At 43.1% G+C, this 23,150-nt stretch carries 19 protein-coding genes and 2 tRNA genes; 9 read left to right on the top strand and 12 right to left on the bottom strand.

The annotated features are described in order from the left end of the window. Positions 1-13: 13 nt before the first annotated feature. A tRNA-Asn gene (locus ALT761_RS05825) sits at positions 14-90 on the bottom strand. A gap of 28 nt (positions 91-118) precedes the next feature. After that, positions 119-195: transfer RNA gene (locus ALT761_RS05830), tRNA-Asn, on the bottom strand. Between the two features lie 1,173 nt (positions 196-1,368). On the opposite strand from ALT761_RS05830, the gene ALT761_RS05835 reads away from it, so the two are divergent. The 5 genes from ALT761_RS05835 (at position 1,369) to ALT761_RS05855 (ending at position 6,638) form a co-directional block, all read left to right on the top strand. Continuing rightward, a complete protein-coding gene (locus ALT761_RS05835) occupies positions 1,369-2,658 on the top strand; it encodes an MATE family efflux transporter (RefSeq protein ID WP_129740571.1) in 1,290 nt (429 codons plus the stop codon). Positions 2,659-2,686: 28 nt separating this feature from the next. After that, the gene (gene uvrB / locus ALT761_RS05840) at positions 2,687-4,702 is read left to right on the top strand and encodes an excinuclease ABC subunit UvrB (protein WP_013784951.1); all 2,016 of its coding nucleotides are present in this window, start codon (positions 2,687-2,689) and stop codon (positions 4,700-4,702) included. Between the two features lie 169 nt (positions 4,703-4,871). After that, on the top strand, positions 4,872-5,798 hold the full coding sequence (locus tag ALT761_RS05845) for a LysR family transcriptional regulator (protein ID WP_129737265.1): 927 nt from the start codon (positions 4,872-4,874) through the stop codon (positions 5,796-5,798). Between the two features lie 97 nt (positions 5,799-5,895). Continuing rightward, a complete protein-coding gene (locus tag ALT761_RS05850) occupies positions 5,896-6,234 on the top strand; it encodes a hypothetical protein (protein ID WP_172602855.1) in 339 nt (112 codons plus the stop codon). Further along, positions 6,231-6,638 (top strand): hypothetical protein, encoded by a 408-nt coding sequence (locus ALT761_RS05855; protein WP_129737267.1) that lies wholly within the window; start codon positions 6,231-6,233, stop codon positions 6,636-6,638. The genes ALT761_RS05850 and ALT761_RS05855 overlap by 4 nt, the downstream gene beginning before the upstream one ends. 16 nt (positions 6,639-6,654) lie before the next feature. On the opposite strand, the gene queC is transcribed toward ALT761_RS05855, so the two are convergent. Next, a complete protein-coding gene (gene queC, locus ALT761_RS05860) occupies positions 6,655-7,311 on the bottom strand; it encodes a 7-cyano-7-deazaguanine synthase QueC (protein WP_013784947.1) in 657 nt (218 codons plus the stop codon). A 117-nt stretch (positions 7,312-7,428) separates the two neighbouring features. Here queC and queE point away from each other — a divergent pair, with 117 nt between their 5' ends. After that, complete coding sequence (gene queE / locus ALT761_RS05865; protein ID WP_129740573.1) at positions 7,429-8,079, top strand: 7-carboxy-7-deazaguanine synthase QueE; 651 nt, start codon at positions 7,429-7,431, stop codon at positions 8,077-8,079. Between the two features lie 31 nt (positions 8,080-8,110). Next, positions 8,111-8,971 (top strand): amino acid ABC transporter substrate-binding protein, encoded by an 861-nt coding sequence (locus ALT761_RS05870; protein ID WP_129737269.1) that lies wholly within the window; start codon positions 8,111-8,113, stop codon positions 8,969-8,971. Positions 8,972-9,116: 145 nt separating this feature from the next. Here the strand turns inward: ALT761_RS05870 and asnB are convergent, their stop codons facing one another. Then, the gene (gene asnB / locus ALT761_RS05875; RefSeq protein ID WP_129737271.1) at positions 9,117-10,790 is read right to left on the bottom strand and encodes an asparagine synthase B; all 1,674 of its coding nucleotides are present in this window, start codon (positions 10,788-10,790) and stop codon (positions 9,117-9,119) included. A gap of 391 nt (positions 10,791-11,181) precedes the next feature. Between asnB and ALT761_RS05880 the strand changes: the two genes are divergently transcribed. Then, positions 11,182-11,964 carry an RMD1 family protein gene (locus ALT761_RS05880; protein WP_013784943.1) on the top strand — a complete coding sequence of 261 codons (783 nt, stop codon included), beginning with the start codon at positions 11,182-11,184 and terminating at the stop codon, positions 11,962-11,964. Between the two features lie 95 nt (positions 11,965-12,059). Here the strand turns inward: ALT761_RS05880 and ALT761_RS05885 are convergent, their stop codons facing one another. Next, complete coding sequence (locus tag ALT761_RS05885) at positions 12,060-13,742, bottom strand: M28 family metallopeptidase (protein WP_129737273.1); 1,683 nt, start codon at positions 13,740-13,742, stop codon at positions 12,060-12,062. Between the two features lie 69 nt (positions 13,743-13,811). Here ALT761_RS05885 and ALT761_RS05890 point away from each other — a divergent pair, with 69 nt between their 5' ends. Then, the gene (locus ALT761_RS05890) at positions 13,812-14,717 is read left to right on the top strand and encodes a DUF3025 domain-containing protein (RefSeq protein WP_129737275.1); all 906 of its coding nucleotides are present in this window, start codon (positions 13,812-13,814) and stop codon (positions 14,715-14,717) included. Positions 14,718-14,774: 57 nt separating this feature from the next. Here ALT761_RS05890 and ALT761_RS05895 read toward each other — a convergent pair whose 3' ends face one another. The 7 genes from ALT761_RS05895 to putP all read right to left on the bottom strand — a co-directional run bounded on the left by ALT761_RS05895 (position 14,775) and on the right by putP (position 23,019). Beyond that, positions 14,775-15,476: a YIP1 family protein gene (locus tag ALT761_RS05895; protein ID WP_129737277.1), complete on the bottom strand. Its 702-nt coding sequence runs from the start codon at positions 15,474-15,476 to the stop codon at positions 14,775-14,777. 269 nt (positions 15,477-15,745) lie between these two features. Continuing rightward, the gene (locus ALT761_RS05900) at positions 15,746-17,476 is read right to left on the bottom strand and encodes an SLC13 family permease (RefSeq protein ID WP_129737279.1); all 1,731 of its coding nucleotides are present in this window, start codon (positions 17,474-17,476) and stop codon (positions 15,746-15,748) included. Positions 17,477-17,495: 19 nt separating this feature from the next. After that, on the bottom strand, positions 17,496-18,911 hold the full coding sequence (cysN, locus tag ALT761_RS05905; RefSeq protein ID WP_129737281.1) for a sulfate adenylyltransferase subunit CysN: 1,416 nt from the start codon (positions 18,909-18,911) through the stop codon (positions 17,496-17,498). Position 18,912: 1 nt separating this feature from the next. Continuing rightward, the gene (gene cysQ / locus ALT761_RS05910; protein WP_372339250.1) at positions 18,913-19,713 is read right to left on the bottom strand and encodes a 3'(2'),5'-bisphosphate nucleotidase CysQ; all 801 of its coding nucleotides are present in this window, start codon (positions 19,711-19,713) and stop codon (positions 18,913-18,915) included. Next, the gene (cysC, locus tag ALT761_RS05915; RefSeq protein WP_057793062.1) at positions 19,713-20,309 is read right to left on the bottom strand and encodes an adenylyl-sulfate kinase; all 597 of its coding nucleotides are present in this window, start codon (positions 20,307-20,309) and stop codon (positions 19,713-19,715) included. Before cysC ends, cysQ begins: the two co-directional genes overlap by 1 nt. Then, entirely contained in the window at positions 20,309-21,223 is a 915-nt protein-coding gene (gene cysD, locus ALT761_RS05920; RefSeq protein WP_013784935.1) for a sulfate adenylyltransferase subunit CysD, read from the bottom strand. Before cysD ends, cysC begins: the two co-directional genes overlap by 1 nt. 287 nt (positions 21,224-21,510) lie before the next feature. Further along, positions 21,511-23,019, bottom strand: coding sequence for a sodium/proline symporter PutP (gene putP, locus ALT761_RS05925; RefSeq protein ID WP_129737283.1), 1,509 nt, complete (start codon positions 23,017-23,019; stop codon positions 21,511-21,513). Between the last annotated feature and the right edge of the window lie 131 nt (positions 23,020-23,150).

Raw genomic sequence — 23,150 nt, forward strand, 5'->3', positions numbered from 1 at the left:
TGAGCCAACCAAGTGGCTCCCCCTCCCCGATTCGAACGGGGGACCTGCGGATTAACAGTCCGTCGCTCTAACCAACTGAGCTAAGGGGGAATTGCACTTAAAGTTGTCGATGAAAAGTTGGCTCCCCTTCCCCGATTCGAACGGGGGACCTGCGGATTAACAGTCCGTCGCTCTAACCAACTGAGCTAAAGGGGACCTGCTTTTCAACGGGGCGGAATATTAAAGAGCATCTGGGTTTCTGTCAACAACCTTAATGAATTTTTTATGCTAAGTGGTCAAAAAATAGCTTTTTGCGGGTTTTGTGCTCAAATTTACACCAAAAGCGAGAAAGTGGTGCTTAATTACTGAGCGGGTATTCGTATCGCCGTATTTAACTGCATTATCAAAGGAATGAATTTTCACGAAGAGCGACTGATTTTATGCAGTAGCAAAATACGAAACCTATATAATAAAAAAGAATAAAAAATGTTTTGTGTACTGATATTATGTACAGTGTTTAATAAATATGTAACCTAGAGCTTGGTATCTCAAGGTTAGTCTTCACTTACATAATTAGGAAGGGGTTACCCAGCATAGGGCGTAATTGCTGGCGTAGAGCTACTTATCCACTAATTCTGTGGATAACTATGTTGATAGTTATTAGCTTGAGGATAAATTGGTAAGATCATGCTGGTTATGATCGTCAACTTCGAATGCCTTTTGGTATTAAAATTTAAATAATATCAGTGCTTTATGCGTTAATGCCGGATCTCTTGATAAGATCTTAATAGATCTGTTGGACAAAAAATATCTTGTGTGTTAATTCGTCGACTATCAGTTACTTTTTCAACGATATAACAGTCAGAAATGAAAGGTTTACATAAATTTTACATTTTCGTTTGGTGTAGTTCCTAAGGCAACCTAGAGTTAATCGACCAGACGACTGTCTTAAAAGCGCAATCTAGCCGTAATGAAATTGTCATTACAGTAAATTGGCTTAATTTATAAACTAAGCTCACGAGGCTTCCAACATTAGTTGTCGAAAAAGTGTGTTCAACGACATCTGCGCCAATGTTTGCTTAAAACGTGTAAATTAGCCATTAGTATTAATTTTAAAAGATGCTCAGGTGGCAAAACCGACACCTGACCTAGCCCAAACTTAGCTTGGTCGATTTAACATAGCCAATGTGGCCAGTCTCACATAGACTACTGTCAGCATCTTGTTGTGAGGCAAGTTTAGCTATATACGATAGTCAGTATTTATTAGCGCCAGTTATTTCTACCAATCAACTATTGAGAGGGTTTGTGAAAACAGACGAGTCCCCGAGCCGAGCAGCGAATCTTTTAAACGGTGATATTCCTTCTACCCTAAAACGCATGACAATACCTATGATACTGGGCATGGTCATGATGATGAGCTTCGGGTTAATCGATACCTTCTTTGTCAGTTTACTTGGCACTGAGCCCCTCGCTGCCATTAGCTTTACTTTTCCCGTCACCTTTACCGTTATTAGTTTAAATATTGGGTTAGGCATCGGCACGTCGGCTATTATTGGCAAACTGCAAGGCAGTAGAGAATTAAGTGAGTCGAAGAATTACGCGACCGGCTCGCTTATGCTTTCTACCCTATTAGTGGGTACGCTGGCGTTAATTGGTTACTTTACCATTGAACCTATTTTCACCTTGCTAAACGCCTCGCCAACATTATTACCCTATATAAGGGATTACATGTCCTTGTGGTACGCGTCGAGTATTTTCCTTTCATTGCCTATGGTGGGAAACAGTGTACTAAGGGCCTGTGGCGACACGCGTACCCCAAGTATTGTTATGGCAACCGTAGGGGGATTAAATGCATTGCTCGACCCCTTGTTTATTTTCGGTGCAGGTCCGGTTCCCGCGATGGGCATTAAAGGGGCTGCACTTGCTACGTTATTAGCGTGGATGGTGGGCGCAGTGTGGATACTTTATTTATTGGCGGTTAAACGAAACCTAATTCTTCCTCGACTTCTATCATTGCTAGAACTAAAGGCAATAAGCGGGGATATATTAAAAATAGGCTTGCCAGCCGCTGGGGCCAATATGCTTACGCCGATAGCTGGTGGCGTAATGACCGCAGTGGTGGCCAGTTATGGTGCCGAAGCGGTAGCGGCTTGGGGAGTAGGAAGCCGAATGGAGTCCATTGCCAGTATTGTGGTACTTGCTCTTTCTATGACTTTACCGCCATTTATTAGCCAAAACGTGGGTGCAAATAGATTTGATAGAGTACATAGCGCTTATAGGGTGTCGTTAAAATTTGTGCTTTTTTGGCAGTTGTTCGTATTTGTTGTTATGTGGGTGTGTTCCGGCTGGATTGCTGTTGCCTTCACCAGTGAACCCGAGGTTAGCCGACTCATTCAACTGTTTTTAATGATAGTGCCTTTAGGGTATGGCATGCAGGGTATTATTATTTTGACGAATTCTTCGTTAAATGCGATGCACCACCCTTTGAGTGCATTGGCGTTGAGTGTAATCAGATTGTTTGTATTTTTTGTGCCAATAAGTATCGCGGGAAGTTACTTTTTCGGTTTAACCGGATTGTATTGGGGAACGGTAGTGGCAAACATTGCCATGGCGACCGTGTCTTTTGTTGTATTTAAAAATACGCTCTCGGTATTTAAACAGGAACAACATGCTACCTAGGTGGCAAGGTAAATAAGGTATTTAATAAATGAGTAAAGGTTTTGAACTTCATTCAAGCTACAAGCCAGCGGGCGATCAACCCGCTGCCATAGAAACCTTGGTGGATGGGTTAGAAAGTGGCTTAGCAGCGCAAACCCTATTAGGTGTTACCGGTTCTGGTAAAACTTTTACCATGGCGAATGTTATTAGCGAAGTTCAAAGACCAACGCTCATTCTGGCGCACAACAAAACCTTAGCGGCACAGCTATACGGGGAAATGAAAGATTTTTTCCCTAACAATGCGGTTGAATATTTTGTTTCTTATTACGATTACTACCAGCCAGAAGCATACGTACCAAGTACTGATACGTTTATTGAGAAAGATGCATCGATAAACGATCATATCGAGCAAATGCGCTTGTCTGCTACAAAGGCATTGATGGAACGCCGAGATGTTGTGATTGTAGCCAGTGTTTCGGCTATTTATGGTTTGGGTGACCCCGAGTCGTACATGAAAATGCTTTTGCATTTGCGACAGGGCGATACTATGGATCAGCGAGATATTTTGCGCAGACTTGCCGAGCTTCAATACAAACGCAACGATTTAGCCTTCGAACGAGGGACATTCCGTGTGCGCGGCGATGTGATTGATATCTTCCCTGCAGACTCAGAAAAACAAGCGGTGCGTGTTGAGTTATTTGACGATGAAATTGATAAAATTAGCTTGTTCGATCCGCTGACAGGCGCAGTCGACAAGTCGGTTGTACGGGCAACGGTGTTTCCGAAAACCCATTATGTAACTCCAAGAGAAAAAATTCTTGATGCCATCGAGCACATAAAAGGGGAGTTGAAGTCTAGAAAGGCGCAGCTGCTAGAAATTAACAAACTAATAGAAGAACAGCGAATTTCTCAGCGTACTCAATTTGATATTGAGATGATGATGGAGCTTGGGTATTGCTCGGGCATAGAAAACTACTCACGTTATCTCTCTGGCCGAGCGCCTGGCGAGCCGCCGCCAACGTTGTTAGATTACTTTCCTGCTGATGGCCTCATGTTCATTGATGAATCTCATGTAACGGTTTCTCAAATTGGTGCCATGTACAAAGGCGATCGCTCTAGAAAAGAAACCTTGGTGGAATACGGGTTCCGTTTACCTTCAGCGCTTGACAACCGCCCACTTAAATTTGAAGAATTTGAGCAAATTTGCCCACAAACGGTCTATGTGTCGGCTACACCCGGTGAGTACGAACTTAAGAAAACCCATGGCGATATTGTAGAGCAAGTGGTGCGCCCCACAGGGTTACTAGATCCCATCATTGAAGTTCGCCCAGTAGCGACCCAAGTGGATGATGTATTATCGGAAATTCACAAACGAGTGGCGCTTGATGAAAGGGTACTTATTACTACGCTCACTAAGCGAATGGCCGAAGATTTAAGTGAATACTTAAATGAGCATGGCGTTAAAGTACGGTATTTGCATTCAGATATCGACACAGTAGAACGTATTGAGATTATTCGCGACTTGCGTATTGGTAAGTTCGATGTGCTGGTAGGTATTAACCTGCTTCGTGAAGGTCTGGATATGCCTGAAGTTTCTTTGGTAGCAATTCTTGATGCCGATAAAGAAGGCTTTTTACGCGCAGAGCGCTCGCTAATTCAAACGATTGGTAGAGCGGCACGTCACATCAACGGTCGAGCCATTTTATATGGCGATAAAATTACCAAGTCGATGAAAAAAGCCATGGACGAAACGGAACGTCGCCGTGAAAAACAGATTGAACATAACAAGGCCAATAATATAACGCCGATGCGCTTGAATAAGCCAATTACCGATATTATGGATTTGGGCGAAGGTGCTCATCCTGCGTCCGGTAAAGTAAGGCTTCGCAAAGTAGAAGAGAAGAAGAAACAGAAGAAGGCGGCAAGTGCGACTGAGTTAATGGATCAAATAGCCGAACTTGAAAAGCAGATGTTTGAATATGCCAGAGAGCTTGAGTTTGAAAAAGCTGCGTCGTTAAGAGACGACGTAGAGGCACTTAGAAAGCAGGTCGTTGCGTTGTCGTAATGAACTCGTTGCTGATTCTGTTGGGAATATAATCACGTTAATTTTGTTTAATCGCATATAACAGTTTGTTTATCGCAGAGATTCGCCTGAAATTGTCGTTGTAATCGAGGCGCCAGTTGCATATAGTTGATACTTAAGTATCTATAACTATACCTATAATGGTGCCTTTATGCTAAATCGTCTTCAAGAGTCGGATATCAAATTGTTACGTGTGTTTTATGCGGTAGCAAGTTGTAATGGTTTCACTGCTGCAGAACCTGTGTTGCGCATGCAACGTCCAAATATCAGTGCTGCAATTAAGAAGCTTGAAGAACGTTTAGATTTGGTATTATGCCACCGCGGTCGTGGTGGCTTTCAGATGACAAAAGAAGGCGAAGTGGTTTTCCAAGAAACCAAGCGTATTTTTAACGCCTTCGATAATTTTGTATTTAATTTGAAATCATTGCACGACGACTACTCAGGTCACATTACGCTAGTGCTTATGGCTGGTTTGCCGCTTTCTATGCATTTAGCGGTGAGTAAAGCCGTTAAAAGCACAATGAAGAAATTTGATGATATCCACGTGAATATCCAGACACGTTTATACAATGAAGTAGAGCATGTTGCCTTATCCGGTGAATGCCATTTGGTAGTATCAACCTACGATATGGTAAAACCCGAATCTGTGACTTTTCATCCTATCGGGATCACCACAGATGGACGTTTATATTGTTCACCTACACACCCGTTAGCCAAATATCGTGATACTGCTTTGCCTGAAAATATTAAAATTGAAGACTATCCGGCGATTGGTATCTCTGGTTTATCTTCAGCAAACTACATCGATAATGAGTCTCGTCTTGCTATTCAAACCTTTTCAGACTCCTTCGACGCTGCAATGTCTGCCATCATGACGGGTGAGTATATTGGTTTATTACCTGACTACATGGCAAAAGAGCAGGGCGCAGCGCTAGGGCTGGTGCCTATCGCCAATGGCAGCTTGTATAACTTTAGCCACGATCTATTTGTAATGAATGGCAAGAACACACGATTGAACCCAGTGTTGAGACACTGCATTAAAGAACTCACTTACTTCATAGCTGAAAGTCAAAAGTAGGTTAGGTACGCAAATTAAGTATGAAAACGCCTTGTGAAAACAGGGCGTTTTTCGTTTCAATCAAAAGGAATGGTTTATCTTCTTCTTAGTTAAATTAATGTCGTTCTTTTTCGGAACGTATTTGTGCTTTTCACTGCATCATCATTTTAATGTACCAGTAGTGTTGGCCGCTGCTTTTACGGGTTTAGTAGGCAGTTTTTGGCATTGGCCTAAAAAATACGGCAATCACCCTCAAGCGGCTATTTACGCTGGCGCCTTCGCCGGTATGTGTTCAAGTGCAATTATCACTGGGTGGGAAGCGCTGTTATTTATTTCTGTGGTAGGGGCTGGCGTCTATACCCTAACGCGCAATATTTTCGAAGGTTTTGGTGGTCGACTAGGGGCCGTTGCATTTACCGCAGTCAGTAGCCTTATTCTTCTGAGGGCGTTGTTTTGACGGAATTATTAGTTGTTATAGCTACCCTTGCCGGTGCGTTCACCACGTACAGACTAGCGAAGCTGCCAAGGTTTAATGTAATTCGAGCGTCCAGTTTACTCACTATTGTATTTTACTTTTCAGTGCTACTTATTCACAACGTACTAATAAGTGAAACTCATTCATCCGATACGGCTGAATTTTGGACCACAGTGTTTTTCGGAGGGAGTTTTGTAGGTATGAGCGCACCACATCGCTTTTCGTATTACTTGCTAACTATTTCGTCGTTATGTTTTGCCGTTATATTTATGGTGTTGCTGCCGTTGCTAGATGGAATTGGTGGCGCGCTAGGGTGTAGTGCTTTTATTTCAGTGGCGATAAGCCACTCACTTCGCGTAACGGTGAATAAGCTAAAAGGCGCCTGAGTAGGCGCCAAATCGATTATTCGTAGCTAAGGGGGTCAGTGCAGTGATTCTCTCTGAAGGCCTCTAAGCGCTCTTCACAGGCCCCGCATTTACCGCAAGCTTTCTCTCTTCCGTTATAACACGTCCACGTTTCGCCGTAGTCTAAGCCCATTTTCAACCCGTCGGTTAAAATCGCCGTTTTACTGTCTTTAATATAAGGCGTTACAATTTCTACCGGGGTGTAGTTGGCAATGCGACAAACATCACTCATCTTTTCCACAAACTCAGGGCGGCAGTCTGGGTAAATAGCATGATCGCCAGAATGCGCGCCATAATACACTTCGTTTGCTTCTAAACTTACGGCATAGCCCACGGCTAACGACAGCAAAATCATATTACGATTAGGCACGACCGTTTGCTTCATGCTGGGTTCTTCGTAATGCCCTTCTGGTACATCGATATCAGAGGTTAGTGATGAGCCACCTATCAAGCTATTAATAGCACTGATATCCACAATTTTGTGAGGCACGTTTAACGATTTACACACTGCTGCCGCATAATCTAATTCTTTTTTATGGCGCTGACCATAATCAAAAGAAAGGGCGTGAACGGTCTTACCATCACGTAAGGCTTTGTGTAAAACAGTGAATGAGTCCATTCCACCTGAATAGATAACAACAACGTTTTCTGACATAGTTTTAAAGTTTTGAGAAATTATGCCCGAATTTTATGTGATCCTTGGTAAAATCGAAACATACAATCGTTAAAGGGTGACATTTTGTCGAAATTAATCACGCTGAACATCAATGAAATGTTCGAAACCATCCAAGGGGAAGGGGCACATACTGGTATCCCGTCTATCTTTGTTCGCTTACAAGGATGCCCTGTAGGTTGCCCATGGTGCGATACCAAACATACTTGGACGCTGGACAATGCCTTGGTAACCACGGCACAACAAGTTATTGATAAGACCAACGAGTCTGAGCACTTTTTTGGAATTGATGAAAACAAGCTATTGTCACTGTTTTCTGAACAAGGTTATGTGGCAAAGCATGTGGTTATCACCGGCGGTGAGCCTTGTATGTATGACTTGCGCCCGCTTACTAACCTGTTGCATGAAAATGGCTACTCAACACAAATAGAAACAAGTGGCACTTATGAAGTGTTGTGTGATGATAGAACTTATGTGACGGTGTCACCTAAAATTAATATGAAAGGGGGCATGCCGGTTTTGCTGAGTGCCCTTGAGCGTGCGAATGAAATAAAACACCCTATTGCCATGCAAAAACATATTGATGAGTTAGATGCGCTGCTAGCAGATGTATCTTCGTTAGCAGGTAAGCAGGTTTGTTTACAGCCGATAAGTCAGCAACCTCGGGCAACCCAACTTGCAGTGCAAACCTGCATAGCCCGAAATTGGCGGCTATCCTTACAAACACATAAATATATTGGCATAGAATAAATTACATAAGCGTGAGCAAAGGAGTTCGATAATGGCGTTGAAGTATATAAAAACGGTACTGCTTTTGTGTGCGTTGCTTATATCAACACAAAGTGCCGCGGCGTTGTGGACTATTAATTACCCCAAACCGCTAGATGACTCTGATGCTCGCGCCGAATACCCCATTGCCTTGCTTAAACTAGCCCTTGATAAAACCGGTGTAAATTACGAGCTATTGCCTTCAGATCGCATTCTTCTGTCTTCAAAGGCACTGCGTCAACTGCGTGAAAATCGTGAAGTGAACGTGGTGTGGAGTATGACAGATAGTCAACGTGAAAAAGACCTTCTCCCTATTAGGATCCCGATTGCAAAAGGGCTCATTGGGCTGCGGGTATTTGTAATCAATGTAGATAGGGAAGCGGAATTTGCTCGGGTTTCATCAAAAAATGAATTAATGAACTTCACGCCATTGCAGGGTGAAGAATGGCCAGACACTAAAATACTACAAGCCAACGGCTTTAATGTTGCTACGGTTCCCAATTTCAAAGACGCTTATTCATTGTTACTTCAAAACAAAGGGGATTTCTTTCCTCGCTCGGTCATAGAGGTAACGGCTGAACTTGAAGGACGATCGGCATCGCTCAAGTTAGAACCTGATATGGCAGTTTATTATCCTACTGCCATGTATTATTTTGTTAATAAGAGTAACCCAACGTTAGCACGGTTAATTGAAACAGGATTGAATCGTGCAATTGAAGACGGCTCTTTTGAAGCGTTATTTAAATCTTCGAATGAAGCTATTTTAGAGCAACTGGGCATCAAGAATAGACGAATCTATACGTTAGATAATCCCTTATTGCCGCCTGAAACGCCGTTAGCCGATGAACGACTTTGGTACGTACTTGATAAGTAGAGTTTGTAATACGACCTAAACGCTATCTTGAGCCCATATAGAATTGATAAAGATAGAACTAATAAAAATAGAACTGATAGAAATAGAACCGAAAAAAAACGCGGCAAGAGCCGCGTTTTTTATTTAAAAGTTTTGGTGACTAGAACTAGTCAGAGGCACCTGAATGCACGTCTTTCATTGAACGACCTGAGGGATCGGCATTGTTTTTAAAGCTTTCATCCCATTCAAGCGCTTCAACCGTACTACAGGCAATAGATTTGCCACTAGGTACACATCGAGCCGCGCTCTCTTGCGGGAAGTAACCTTCGAAGATAGTACGGTAATAGTAACCTTCTTTGGTATCTGGTGTGTTCACTGGGAAGCGGAACTCAGCAGAAGCAAATTGTTGGTCAGATACTTCGCTCTCTACGAAATCACGGATAGAATCAATCCAAGAATAGCCTACGCCATCACCGAACTGTTCTTTTTGACGCCATAGCACTTCAGCAGGCAAGGTATCGCCGTTGTCGAACGCTTTACGTAAAATCCATTTTTCCATTTTGCCATCAAGACACATTTTATCTTGTGGGTTTAAGCGCATGGCCACGTCGATAAAGTTTTTATCTAGGAATGGTACACGAGCTTCTACACCCCATGCTGATGTGGCCTTGTTTGCACGAGCACAATCGAACAAGTGAAGACGATCTAGTTTACGTACCGTTTCTTCGTGGAATTCTTTCGCATTTGGTGCTTTGTGGAAGTACAAGTACCCACCAAAAATTTCATCGGCGCCTTCACCAGACAATACCATTTTAATGCCCATGGCTTTAATCTTACGGGTCATTAAATACATTGGCGTTGCCGCACGAATGGTAGTGGTGTCATAAGTTTCTAGGTGGAAAATCACGTCACGAATGGCATCAAGGCCTTCTTGAATGGTGAAGTGAATTTCGTGGTGTACCGTACCAATCATATCAGCCACTTTCTTCGCAGCTTTCAAGTCGGGTGCACCTTCAAGGCCTACCGCGAAGCTATGTAGGCGAGGCCACCATGCTTCTGTTTTATCTTCGTCTTCAACACGTTTAGCAACATACTTTGCCGCAATCGCAGAGACTAATGATGAGTCAAGACCACCCGATAACAATACCGCATAAGGTACGTCAGACATCATGTGAGATTTCACTGATTTCTCAAACGCTACACGTAAATCGTCAAGGTTAGTGGTGTTGTCTTTTACTGCATCGTATTCCATCCAATCACGTTTGTAGTACTTGGTGATCTGACCGTCTTTACTCCATAAATAATGCCCAGGAGGAAATTCGCTGATGGTTTTACAAATAGGCGCCAAAGCTTTCATTTCTGAAGCAACGTAGAAGTTGCCATGCTCATCGTAACCTGTGTATAGAGGAATAATACCCATGTGGTCACGAGCAATTAGATAAGCATCTTGTTCATCGTCATAAAGCACAAACGAGAACATGCCTTCTAATTCATCAACAAAACTCACACCTTTTTGTTGAAAAAGTGGAAGAATAACTTCGCAATCTGAGCGAGTTTTAAATGGATAAGGTTCTGCTAAATCGTCAGCAAGTTGCTTGTGATTATAAATTTCGCCATTGACGGCTAAAACTTGTTTGCCATTTTGGCTGATAAGCGGCTGAGCGCCGGTGTCCACATCAACAATAGCCAATCTTTCGTGACAAAGAATGGTATTGTCATTATTCCAGATTCCCGACCAGTCAGGGCCACGGTGGCGCAATAATTTTGTTAATTCGAGGGCTTGGGTTCTGAGTTCAGACACATCGGTTTTGATATCAAGGATACCGAAAATACCACACATAAAACGGATTCTCTCTGTTCACTTGTTGAAAAATAATTGAGGTTTTTTCTGTCGGGTACTCGCGAACGAGTTGGCGAAGGTATTGTTGTTTTTTTTAATCGCGCTTTCGCATGCCTTGAATGTGCCAGTCTGACAGGAAATTGCAAGTACAATATGATGAGAAAATGGAAATTATTATTCCAAAACACGATGTTCTTTAGTGAAAGCATCGCTGCTGTTAGTGTCATTAACTAAGATGTCGCACAAATACTAGGCAGTATACAAGTTTCACCTCCTGTGTTTATATCAAAATTTATTTTGTAACTCGTTGATTTTATAGTTTTTATATTTGTATCTCTTTGCGTTCTTTGGGCGCATAATCTGCCGGTTTTTTCAACACCTGGTAAAGGGTATGCAATTTTCAAACGACCGAGTTTCGGTATATGTTATTCCTGATGTAGATAGCCTTCAAATGGACGCGAGTGTTCAGGGTTCACGCTATCGTGATGCCATGCACATTGAAGTGACAGGCGGTGAAGCTTGGCTTTTTGAGTATGGCGTGGTGGTTTTTTGGGGTGTCGTAGAAGAGGAGCGTGTAGCCTTGCTAAATAGGTTGCAGGTTAGTCCTAAGTTGTTGTCTGGTATTCATCAAGAGCATCTGCAATTTGCATTTACTAGTGATGTACTTAGGTTGCAACGGGACTTAATTACGCTCTCGATTGACGATCCATTACTTCGGCTATCAATCAGCCACGGATTAGCGCAGTCAATAAAACTCAATGAATACGAGCATAAAGCGCAAGATACTATTACACGCTATGCGTATTTACCAAAAGCGTTGGCCGAAACGGGCAAGATAACGTTACGTCGACCCGCATTGGCGAAAATCCGCGGGCATTTGTTTAGCACAAAGAGCGACATCTTTTTGCATTATGGGTTGCTTGATACACCAGAGTTCTTTTGGGAATACCCAGAATATGAGCATGCTTATAATGCCACGGCGCGATACTTAGATATCCGCCCCAGGGTAGATGTGCTTTCGAACAAGCTGAATGTTATTCATGAGTTGTTCGAGATGTTAGCTGAAGAGCTAAATCATAAACATTCATCGTTTTTGGAATGGATAATTATAATCTTGATTGCGTTTGAAATAGCGACGTTTGGCGCTGAAGAACTCAAAGGGTTGTTCATGTAAGACGCACTATTTAAAACGTGTTGTATTAGCAATAAAAAAGCCCTGTATCTACAGGGCTTTTTTTATTAAACGCTAGTGTTACCTGAGATTAAAACTCAATTTTTACGTTGAAACTCACTGGTTTCTTTCCAGGCTGGCCACTGCTCGGCGTTTGCAACGTTAAAACCTACATCAAACAATAGCTGTGTGTCTTGCACAATGCCGCTTAAATCCCAATCGTCACGGTATTGGTCACATACTTGGTGATAACAGCCCGTTACAATCACATTCATGCGTTTACGGTATTTAGCCGTTGTTTCGTCAGCCGGCTCATTACCGCCTTCTGCATACAGGGCAGGCACGCCTTTTTTCGCAAAGCTGAAGTGATCGGAACGATAATAGTAGCCAGCTTCAGGGCGATCTTCTTGAGTAAGCGTTCTACCTTGCTTATCAGCAGCGGTTTTAAGGTAATCTTCTAAATCTGACTTACCCATGCCTACCACGGCGACGTTCTTGGTTTTACCTAACACGTTCATGGCATCCATATTGATATTGGCCACCGTATCTTCCAGTGGAATGACGGCGTTATCTGCGTAGTATTTACTGCCTAGTAAACCTTGTTCCTCAGCCGTGACTACTAAAAATGATACAGAACGCTTCGGCGCAATATCTAAGTTGGCGTAGGCTTTTGCCATCGCTAAAATAGCAGCACTGCCTGTAGCGTTATCATGTGCACCATTGTAAATATTATCGCCTTCTTTAGTTGCATCTTTTCCTAGATGATCCCAGTGCGCGGTGTAAATAACATGCTCGTTGGGTAGTTCTGACCCAGGTAGTGTGGCAATAACATTGTGGCTTTTAGATTTTTTAAATGTATTTTGCACGGTTACCGAAGCATTGATATCCATCGCTTTATGATAAGGCCCAAGCTTGGCTTGATTCTTTTCGTCTTGAAAATTAAAACCTGCGTCAGCAAATACTTTTTCTGCGGCACTTAAGGTTAGCCAACCTTCAATGGCAACACGGCTAGCGCCTTTGTCCTTAGATACTAGCCCATACTGAGGGCCACTCCAGCTATTCGCCACTACTGACCAGCCGTAAGAGGCCGGAGCCGTTTCGTGAACAATGAGTGCGCCGGCAGCACCTTGGCGGCTAGCTTCTTCGTATTTGTAACTCCAGCGACCATAGTAGGTCATCGTTGTGCCTTGAAACTTCCCACTTTCAGGGTTTTCGAAACCTGGGTCATTCACCAATATCACGACGGTTTTGCCAGTAACATCTAAGCCTTCATAATCGTTCCAGTCGTATTCGGGAGCGTTAACGCCGTAGCCAACAAATACCAGTTCTGAGTTTTCAAGTGAAACGGTTTCTTGCTCACGCTTAGATGAAGCAACCATGTCATCTTTATACGCAAAGCTATTATCACCAATTGTCATGGTCATTTCAGGGTTAGCGGTAATTTCCATTAACGCCACTTCTTGAAGGTAGCTGTCGCCATTACCCGGTGACAATCCCGCCTTTTCAAACTCACGAGTGAGATAATCCAGTGTTTTTGTTTCACCAATGGTGGTGGGCAAACGACCTTCAAATTCATCAGATGACAGTATTTTTAATGGTTCTCGAATATCTGCATCTGAAATGCTGGCGTAAACTGCGTCGAAGTTAGTCGCGATATGCTTTTTTTGAGTTTGGGTTTGAGTTTCAGGCTGCGTCGTGTCGTTTTCAGGCGCGTTATTGGGGCTGCAAGCACTTACCGCTGATACGGCAGTTACCAGCAAGGGCAAAAACATTTTTTTCATTGTTAGTCTCTGTTTGCTCTACAATACCGACCAGTATAGAGAAAACCTTAAGCCGAACCAATATTAAGTATGCCAATACCTGTTACTCCTTGGTGTAAACACCATATTCAAGATAATGCGTCTTTACCAGTACATACGCTGTTGAAAGAATTCATGTTGTTAGACGACACTGATTTTCCTAGTGCTGCAAGACTTAACCTTTTGCGTGAAGCGTTCCAACCGCAATGGCAGGGGCCTGCGTTTATAGCGCAAGGAGAGCTTGATAAGAGAACGGCTAACAGCTGTGACAAAAGTACAGAAAATGACAGCCGTTACTATGAAGAAATTATCGCGTGCGACAACTGCGTACCTACGCGGGAAAATAGCTGGCATGATTTGTTCAATGCCCTTATCTGGATCCAATTTCCCGCTACAAAAGCGTTACTGAATGCGCTACACATGCAAGATATTGCGCACCATGGCACACATCCAAGAACCGAGCGACGAAACCGCATTACGCATTTTGACGAATGCGGCGTAGTACTGGCGCTTGAGGAAGGCGACGCGAGTAAATCAAACATGTTGCTGAATACGTTAGCCCAACATCAATGGCAGGATAGCTTTGTTATCCATAGACATGAGTGGGGAACCCACATGACCCCCTTTATTTTTGGGCATGCAAACCTTGAGATGATGCTCTCGCCTTTTATCGGGCTTACGGGGAAGTGGTTGGCAGTGAGTGTGCCTAAAGGGTTTAGCGAGATGAATAAATGGGAACAGCGCCAAGAGGTAGACAAATCATTGGTAAAACGTATCACTGAGCTTGATGCGTTTAACAAATCTCCGCTACTAAAACCTATTCCTTTGCTTGGCATACCAGGGTGGTACGAAAACCAAGATGAAGCTTTTTATAACAATAGCGAGTACTTTAGGCCTATTGGGGCGGGAGCGAAACCGTCTATTCAGCTACCGCTTTTCGACATAACGACGGTTTGAACTCACTTCTTACACCAAGCTTAGGTGTAAGAAGTGCGTCGAGAGTGGTATAGCATATTAGATAAGCGCGAACACACCCCAAATACCGTAAATCACGACGTATGGCGCAGAAGCAATAATTGCCGCCTTTTTCGTAGAGAATGAGGTCCATTGGGTAATGCCTACCATAGTGAGGTAGATAGTCCAAAACAACTCAACACGAATAGCTTGGGCAAACGCAAACCATGGTGATGTCATTTCGACACCGAGTAGGTAAGAGAGTGACAGTGGGGCAAGTATTGACGGTGATATTTGATGGTCGCCCGCAAACATAATAAGTGCTGCAGCGATAAGGCCTGTTACTACGTAAGGCATAGATACCCACCAAGTAAAACCATACCAATCTGTAAAGCCAAAAACATGACTGTCATCACTGCGTGTCGTTAAATTCAAATAAACAGCAAAAATAGCGTTAACCACTGTAAGTGCAAAGAATGCACCTATTAACTGGGAAAGCATGAGGGTGTTTCTAGTGAAAAAGGCGCGCATTTGGTCTTCTTCTGCCGGACTCATGGCATCTTGGGCTGCAATATTAATATTCGCAAACCATTCAATATCAACGAAGTTTACGTACAAATATTGAGACGCCAACGTGATCATCATAACAATAATAAAAGGAAACCAACTCCAGTTGTTTTTTTCACCAACAGCTTTAAATACGCCATTAGGCCGAAAGAATATATCGTTACACGCTTGAAAGGGGTTTGATACTGAATGCATCCGTTGCTCCGAGATAAGATATTATATTAGTTTTGTTTAGGTTACTGATATACCAAGGCTAAGTACAGGAGTGGGTTAAAGAACTGTACCTCTTTTTAGTAAAAACTTGTGTCGAGAGCCTTATGTCGGGAGCCTAGTTTAGAAACTCAACCGAGAAACTTAACTGTACTTACAGCAATGCCACAAACGTAAAAAGGCCAGTATTACATACTGGCCTTTTGATAACGTCATCTATTGGATAGCTACTACTTAGTAATAGAGGTTTATCGTTACTGACTTAAATACGTTAAGTTCAATAAGCACAGCACGATAGCGCTATACAGTAACGAGATAGGTAGCCCTATTCGTATAAAGTGGCTAAATTTATAATTAGCCGCATTAAACACCAATAAGTTCGTTTGATATCCAAACGGCGAAATAAAGCTAGCACTTGCCGCAAAGGCAACCGCTAAGGCGAATGGCATAAGCGGTGCGCCTATTATTTCAACCAGCCCATATGCGAAGGGGAACATGAGCGCCGCTGCTGCGTTGTTGGTCACAAATTCGGTTAATAGTAGGGTAGTAAAATACACTACAATTAACGCAATAAACCAATTGGTGTCGGCCAAGTAGGGAATCAATTGCGCAGTAGAAATGGCAATAACGCCCGACGACTCTAATGAGGTGGCTAAGCTTAATGCTCCAACAATCACGATAATAAGGTTCAGCGGTAAATTACGCTTCATCTCACCGTTGTTCGTTACCTTAGAGCCAATCAATACGGCCGCCAAAAACAACAGCCCGATTGCGAGTGAAATAACATCTGCCGCGGCTAATGTCACAACGGTAAGGAAACCGCCAAGGGTTATCCATTCCTGTCGGTTAGTAAGCGGGCGAGAGATTTTTTGCTCAGACAATATAAAGAAGTTCTTACTTAAATTTTGTCGCGTATTGAAATCGGGGCCAGCGGCAAGCAATAGAAAATCACCTGCTTTAAGTTTTATTTCACCGAGCTTGCCTGATAGCTGCTCGCCATCACGGCGAATAGCCACTACGGCCGAATCGAACAATGCCCTAAAACCGAGGTTTTTTATGGTTTGTCCAATAATTTGAGCGCGGTTGGCCACTACCACTTCCGTTAAGCTTTCACGCAAAATACCATCGGTTTCGGCAAAGGTGGTTAACCCTTTTATATGGCTTAAGTTATCAAGCTTTTGCACATTGCCGGTAAAGATAAGTTTATCGTTTTCAGCAATCACTAAGTCGGGGCCAACGGGAGAAATAAGGTTTCCGTCACGAACCACTTCAACCAAAAATAATTCAGGTAAGTTACGAAGGTGGTTTTGTTCTACGGTTTTACCAATGAGTTCTGAACCCGAATTTACTTTCGCTTCTACCATGTACTCTTGGTAGTTGTCATTCTTGTTCGCAATATTAGGTAGTAATGGTGTAAGCACAAACATCAGTACGCCGCAGCTTAAACCGGCTACCAGCCCATATAGCGTGAAGTCAAAAAAGTTAAAACCAGGATGACCATGCTCTTGCAAGAAACTATCAACAATTAGGTTGGTAGAGGTACCAATTAAGGTGACTGTTCCACCGAGTATGGCGGCATAGGAAAGCGGAATAAGTAAGCGCGAAGCAGGGTGATATTGATTCTGCTTAATAGGGCCTATAAGGCTGGCCACAATAGCCGTATTGTTTAATAGCGCTGATGAAATGAAGGTGAGTGAAAACAATTTCCAATATGATTTAGAAAAGCTCGTACTCACTAGCTTTCTACCAATACGCTTTATTAACGCAGTTTTATCAATTGCACTGCTGACTAGCAGTAGCAAGACAAGGGTTATTAACCCTTTGTTGGTTAAGTTCAGCAAAATGTCGTCAAGCGACAACTGCTGAGATACCAATAGTAATAACACGGCGCCTGAAAAAACAGTAGACGGGCGCTGATTTGAAAAAATCAGCGCAAAAATCGTGCTGGCGAAAATCGCCAGCACGATAAACTGGTTAATATCCATATATTTTCCAGTCCTGCTTTTACAGCTTGCTAATGTCCACAGCGCTCCAATGAGGGAAGTGCTTACGTACTAGTGCATTAAACTCTAATTCAAACTCTGAGAAGTCTGGAGAAGCGTGTTGTGCATCTTTAGCAAGTTCATCAATGATCATACCTGCACCAACAGTACTGTTGGTCATGCGATCAATAACGATGAAAGAACCAGTAGGGCGATTACGCTTGTACGGGTCGCACGCTACGGTTTGGGTAAATTTCACATCTACCACACCAATTTCATTTAAGTTAAGGTGCATCGCGTCTTTTTCTTCAAGGGTGTTCACATCAATTTGGTTATCGATATGAGACACAACACCTGTTGTTGACTTGGTCGCAAACTTAAACAAGAACTGCTTGTTTGGCATAAGTGGCTCTTCGTCCATCCATACCAAATGTGTTTTAAATTGAGTAGAAAGTAGCGGCAAGTTACCTGACTTAACAATCATGTCGCCACGTGAAATATCAATTTCATCTTCCAGTGTAAGGGTAACCGCTTGAGGTACATAAGCACGCTCTTGGTCGCCTTCAAAAGTCACAATCGATTTTACTTTCGACGTTTTTCCAGAAGGAAGAGCAGTTACTTCGTCGCCTGGTTCAATTTGACCTGATACCACCGTACCGGCAAACCCACGAAAATCTAGGTTAGGGCGGTTCACGTACTGAACAGGGAAACGGAAATCATCATGATTATCGTCTTCACCAATTTTCGTATTCTCTAGCATCTGCATAAGCGGAATACCATCGAACCATGGTGTGTGTTCGCTCACGTTTACTACGTTGTCACCTTCAAGTGCAGAAAGCGGTACGAACTGAATATCTGGAATGTCCAACTGCTCTGCAAACTTTAGGTAATCTTGCTGAATTTGGTTGTACACTTCTTCAGAGTAATCCATCAAGTCCATTTTGTTGATAGCAACAATAACGTGCTTAATACCTAACAAAGATACTAGGAATGAGTGACGTTTAGTCTGAACTTTAACACCACCACGGGCGTCGACAAGTATGATGGCAAGATCGCACGTAGATGCGCCAGTTACCATGTTACGCGTGTACTGCTCATGCCCTGGAGTATCAGCAATAATAAACTTACGCTTGTCGGTAGAGAAGTAGCGGTAGGCTACGTCAATCGTAATACCTTGCTCACGCTCTGACTGAAGGCCATCAACCAATAAGGCTAAATCGACTTTCTCACCGGTAGTACCTGACTTTTTGCTGTCTTTAGTAATGGCAGCAAGTTGGTCTTCATAAATCATTTTTGAGTCATGAAGTAGGCGACCGATGAGGGTACTTTTACCGTCATCTACACTTCCGCATGTAAGGAAACGTAGCATGTCTTTTTGTTCGTGCTGCTCAAGGTAAGACAGTATGTCTTGCTTTAATAAATTGTTTTCGTTGTTCATGTTATGCGCTCACAAGGAAAAAGGGGTTTAACACAGACTCTTTTTGGTTGTAAGTAAGAGCGTCGGCGTTGTCATTTAACGGATCGTTCGGGTCTAGCACAGTTACATTGGCACCTGCGGCTAGGGCTACAGCATGGGCTGCGCCTGTGTCCCACTCAGATGTTGGGCCTAAGCGAGGATAAAGATGAGCTTCACCTTCAGCCACTAGGCATAACTTTAATGAACTACCCATGGCCACTAATTCAGTTTCACCCTCTAATTGAGACAGTAAATTTTGAATTTCGGGGCTTTGGTGAGAGCGACTTCCTACAATCTTCCATACTTCAGCACCATCGTGTTTGCGTGCAGAAATAGCAGTAAATTCGCCATCTATTTCAGTCCATGCGCCTTCACCAACAATGCCTACATAACTTTTGTTAAGTGCTGGTGCGTACACCACACCCATGGTAGGTTTGCCGTCTTCAATCAACGCAATGTTGACCGTGAATTCACCATTCTTTTTAATGAATTCTTTCGTGCCGTCAAGCGGATCAACAAGCCAGTAAGACTGCCATTGTTTGCGCTCATCCCATGAAATATCTGCCGATTCTTCGGATAAAATAGGAAGGTCGGATTCTTTTCCAAGGGCATCAACAATTACGTTGTGCGCCGCCAAGTCAGCTTCGGTTAGCGGGCTAGTATCTTGTTTTTCGTAAATGGCGAAATCTTTATCGTAAATCGCCATTATCTTATCGCCTGCTTCTTTAGCAATGCGAAGAATGGTTTGTGCCAGTGTATTAGTCATTGTATTAGCCTGGGCCATTACACAAGTCCTTTTTCTTGCAGTAACGCATATAAGCGTTCAGCAGTTTGCTCTGCAGGTTCATCTTGATACGTTAAATGTATCTCAGGCTTTTCCGGTGCTTCATAAGCAGAGTCGATTCCAGTGAAATCTTTAATCTCACCGCTACGCGCTTTTTTATAAAGCCCTTTCGGGTCGCGCTTTTCACACACTTCGATAGGTGTGTCGATAAACACTTCAACGAATTCACCGTCTTCTAAAAGGCCACGGCAATAGTCGCGATCTGCTTTAAAAGGAGAGATGAACGCTGTTAATACCAGCGTGCCAGAATCGACAAATAGTTTTGCTACTTCACTGATTCTGCGAATGTTTTCTACACGGTCTTTATCGCTAAAGCCCAAGTCGCCACATAAGCCATGACGCACATTGTCACCATCTAATAGGTAAGTGTGCTTAGCTTGCTCGTGAAGCTTCTTCTCAAGCAAGTTGGCCAGAGTTGACTTACCAGAACCACTTAGGCCGGTAAGCCAGAACACGCGAGGCGATTGATTCAGCTTTGCAGCGCGGGTGGTTTTATTCACCTCATGCTTGTGCCAAACAACGTTGTCGGTGGCCATTAGAAATACCCTTCCATTTTCTTCTTCTCCATAGAGCCAGAGCTATCGTGATCGATCACGCGGCCTTGGCGCTCAGAGGTTTTAGTCAGTAGCATTTCTTGAATAACTTCTGGCAAGGTAGCCGCAGTAGATTCAACAGCACCCGTTAGTGGGTAGCAACCTAGCGTACGGAAGCGTACTGAACGCATTTCAGGCGTTTCGCCTTCGTTCATTGGCATACGTTCGTCATCAACCATAATCAATACACCATCACGCTCTACAACAGGGCGAGGCTTCGATAAGTAAAGCTGAGGAATGTCGATGTTTTCTAGATAAATGTACTGCCAGATATCAAGCTCAGTCCAGTTAGACATAGGGAATACACGAATGCTTTCACCTGGGTTAACTTGAGAGTTGTAGATGTTCCAAAGCTCAGGACGTTGGTTTTTAGGATCCCAACGGTGGTTGCTATCACGGAATGAGTAAACACGCTCTTTCGCACGAGATTTCTCTTCGTCACGACGTGCACCACCAAAGGCAGCATCAAATTTATATTTGTTTAATGCTTGCTTAAGTGCAGCAGTTTTCATGATATCAGTGTGCTTTGCTGAACCATGTGAGAACGGGCCTACGCCTTGTTCAACACCTTCTTCATTAATGTGTACTAGCAAGTCGAAACCATGTTTCTTGGCTTGCTGGTCACGAAACTCAATCATTTCCTGGAATTTCCACGTAGTGTCTACGTGAAGCAATGGAAATGGAATTTTACCAGGGGCAAAAGCTTTGCGCGCTAAATGCAACAACACCGAAGAGTCTTTTCCAACAGAATAAAGCATTACCGGATTATCAAACTCCGCAGCAACTTCACGGAAAATTTGAATACTCTCGGCTTCGAGTTGTTTCAGATGCGTAACAGACGGGATACTTGCAGTCATTTTCGAGTCCGATTTATGTTATATAAGATTAAGTTATATACGAGTTATTTTTATGCATAGAACAATAACACATTTATTTACTAATGTAGTATGCGATTTAGCTATTTAAAATAGCTGCCTTATTCCAAGAAATAAAACTGTCATACAATTTTGGCATAAGCGACGTAATTTACGGCAACAGTCGCATCTTCTACATACTCATATTGTTAGTAAATAGCACATTGATTAAGACATTAAACTTACAAAAAAGCCCCGTAAAAACGGGGCTTTAAATAACTATCTATCGATTATCTATGCGATTCAAGTTTCTTTTGAAAGGCATCGAAGGTTTCAAGCACACCCGCACGAGGCGAGCCTGATTTGCTTAAGATTAGAATGGTCAGACTAGATAGAATGAACCCAGGAACAATTTCGTACATCCAGCTACCTAACGATTCTCCGTTAATAGTCACGGGTAGGTAAATCCAGAGTAATACGGTAACCGCACCCACAATCATGCCGCCGAGGGCAGCACGGCGGGTCATTTCGCGTTTAAATAAGCTGAATAATACCAGTGGTCCAAAAGCGGCTCCGAAGCCAGCCCACGCATTACTCACTAAATCTAGAATACTGCTGTCTCTGTCGTAAGCTAAGAAGATTGCAACAAGGGCGACCGCCACCACGCTAACGCGACCGGCAATGACCAATTCCTTATCTGACGCATCACGTCGAACAAAAGTCTGGTAAAAATCGCTAGTTAATGAACTTGATGTCACTAATAGCTGAGATGAAATAGTACTCATGATGGCAGCGAGAATAGCTGCTAGTAAGAAGCCACCAATTAGTGGGTGGAAGAGGATTTGAGATAAGTAAATAAAGACAGTTTCAGGGTCAATATTATTCCCATTGCCCGTCACATAGGCTAGGCCAAACAAGCCTGTCATTAGCGCGCCAATGATAGAAACTATCATCCAACTCATACCAATTCTTCGTGCCGTTGGAATATCTTCTACAGAGCGAATCGCCATAAAACGCACAATAATATGTGGCTGTCCGAAATAACCAACACCCCAAGACATCAAAGATATGATACCGATTACCGAGATAGCCTCATTGGTAGATGCATCCATAAAAGCATTGAATAGGGCAGGGTTAATAGTATCAAGTGCATCAATAGAAGCGCCTATACCACCTAATTCAGTGATGACCACGGCAGGCACGAGTATGAGCGATATAAACATAATACAGCCTTGCACGAAGTCAGTCATACTGACTGCCATAAAACCACCTACCAGTGTGTAAGCAACTACTACGCCTGCGGTAACATACAAACCGGTTTCGTAGGAAAGACCGAATGAGGTCTCAAATAGCTTTCCACCCGCGACTACGCCTGATGAGGTATAAAGGGTAAAGAAGATAACAATAACAACCGAGGCAATAACACGAAGTAATCGAGAGTTGTCAGCAAAGCGGTTTTCAAAATAATCAGGAAGAGTAATAGAGTTATTTGCAACCTCGGTATAAACCCTTAGACGAGGTGCAACCAAGATGTAATTAGCTAATGCGCCTAGTACAAGACCAACGGCAATCCACGCCGCGGAAAGGCCTGAAACATACATTGCTCCGGGAAGACCCATGAGCATCCACCCGCTCATATCTGATGCACCAGCTGATAATGCAGTGACGGCTGGACCGAGTTGCCGGCCACCTAACATGTAACCTTCTACATTAGTATCTGTTTGGCGGTAAGCGAAAAGACCGATACCCAGCATGACAGCAAAATAGAGTCCCAATGAAATGATCGTACCCGTAGCCATATAAATTCCCTATGTTTTTTCATGCAATGCTACCATCAATAGCAAAGACTCTCTACGTAAGTCATTAACCTTGCATATGTTGGATACGTGCAAACCCCAATAAAGTTTTCTAAATGTAGAAACCTATCAAG

This window comes from Alteromonas sp. 76-1 (assembly GCF_900654235.1).
Taxonomy (GTDB): domain Bacteria; phylum Pseudomonadota; class Gammaproteobacteria; order Enterobacterales; family Alteromonadaceae; genus Alteromonas; species Alteromonas naphthalenivorans.

Coding starts and splice junctions, on each gene's coding strand:
- cysC (WP_057793062.1), bottom strand. CDS start 20,309: ATGGCCACCGACAACGTTGTTTGGCACAAGCATGAGGTGAATAAAACC.
- cysN (WP_129737281.1), bottom strand. CDS start 18,911: ATGAACAACGAAAACAATTTATTAAAGCAAGACATACTGTCTTACCTT.
- ALT761_RS05845 (WP_129737265.1), top strand. CDS start 4,872: ATGCTAAATCGTCTTCAAGAGTCGGATATCAAATTGTTACGTGTGTTT.
- queE (WP_129740573.1), top strand. CDS start 7,429: ATGTTCGAAACCATCCAAGGGGAAGGGGCACATACTGGTATCCCGTCT.
- ALT761_RS05895 (WP_129737277.1), bottom strand. CDS start 15,476: ATGCATTCAGTATCAAACCCCTTTCAAGCGTGTAACGATATATTCTTT.
- cysQ (WP_372339250.1), bottom strand. CDS start 19,713: ATGGCCCAGGCTAATACAATGACTAATACACTGGCACAAACCATTCTT.
- ALT761_RS05890 (WP_129737275.1), top strand. CDS start 13,812: ATGCCAATACCTGTTACTCCTTGGTGTAAACACCATATTCAAGATAAT.
- asnB (WP_129737271.1), bottom strand. CDS start 10,790: ATGTGTGGTATTTTCGGTATCCTTGATATCAAAACCGATGTGTCTGAA.
- ALT761_RS05870 (WP_129737269.1), top strand. CDS start 8,111: ATGGCGTTGAAGTATATAAAAACGGTACTGCTTTTGTGTGCGTTGCTT.
- cysD (WP_013784935.1), bottom strand. CDS start 21,223: ATGACTGCAAGTATCCCGTCTGTTACGCATCTGAAACAACTCGAAGCC.
- putP (WP_129737283.1), bottom strand. CDS start 23,019: ATGGCTACGGGTACGATCATTTCATTGGGACTCTATTTTGCTGTCATG.
- ALT761_RS05850 (WP_172602855.1), top strand. CDS start 5,896: ATGTCGTTCTTTTTCGGAACGTATTTGTGCTTTTCACTGCATCATCAT.
- queC (WP_013784947.1), bottom strand. CDS start 7,311: ATGTCAGAAAACGTTGTTGTTATCTATTCAGGTGGAATGGACTCATTC.
- ALT761_RS05835 (WP_129740571.1), top strand. CDS start 1,369: ATGATACTGGGCATGGTCATGATGATGAGCTTCGGGTTAATCGATACC.
- ALT761_RS05885 (WP_129737273.1), bottom strand. CDS start 13,742: ATGAAAAAAATGTTTTTGCCCTTGCTGGTAACTGCCGTATCAGCGGTA.
- ALT761_RS05880 (WP_013784943.1), top strand. CDS start 11,182: ATGCAATTTTCAAACGACCGAGTTTCGGTATATGTTATTCCTGATGTA.
- ALT761_RS05900 (WP_129737279.1), bottom strand. CDS start 17,476: ATGGATATTAACCAGTTTATCGTGCTGGCGATTTTCGCCAGCACGATT.
- uvrB (WP_013784951.1), top strand. CDS start 2,687: ATGAGTAAAGGTTTTGAACTTCATTCAAGCTACAAGCCAGCGGGCGAT.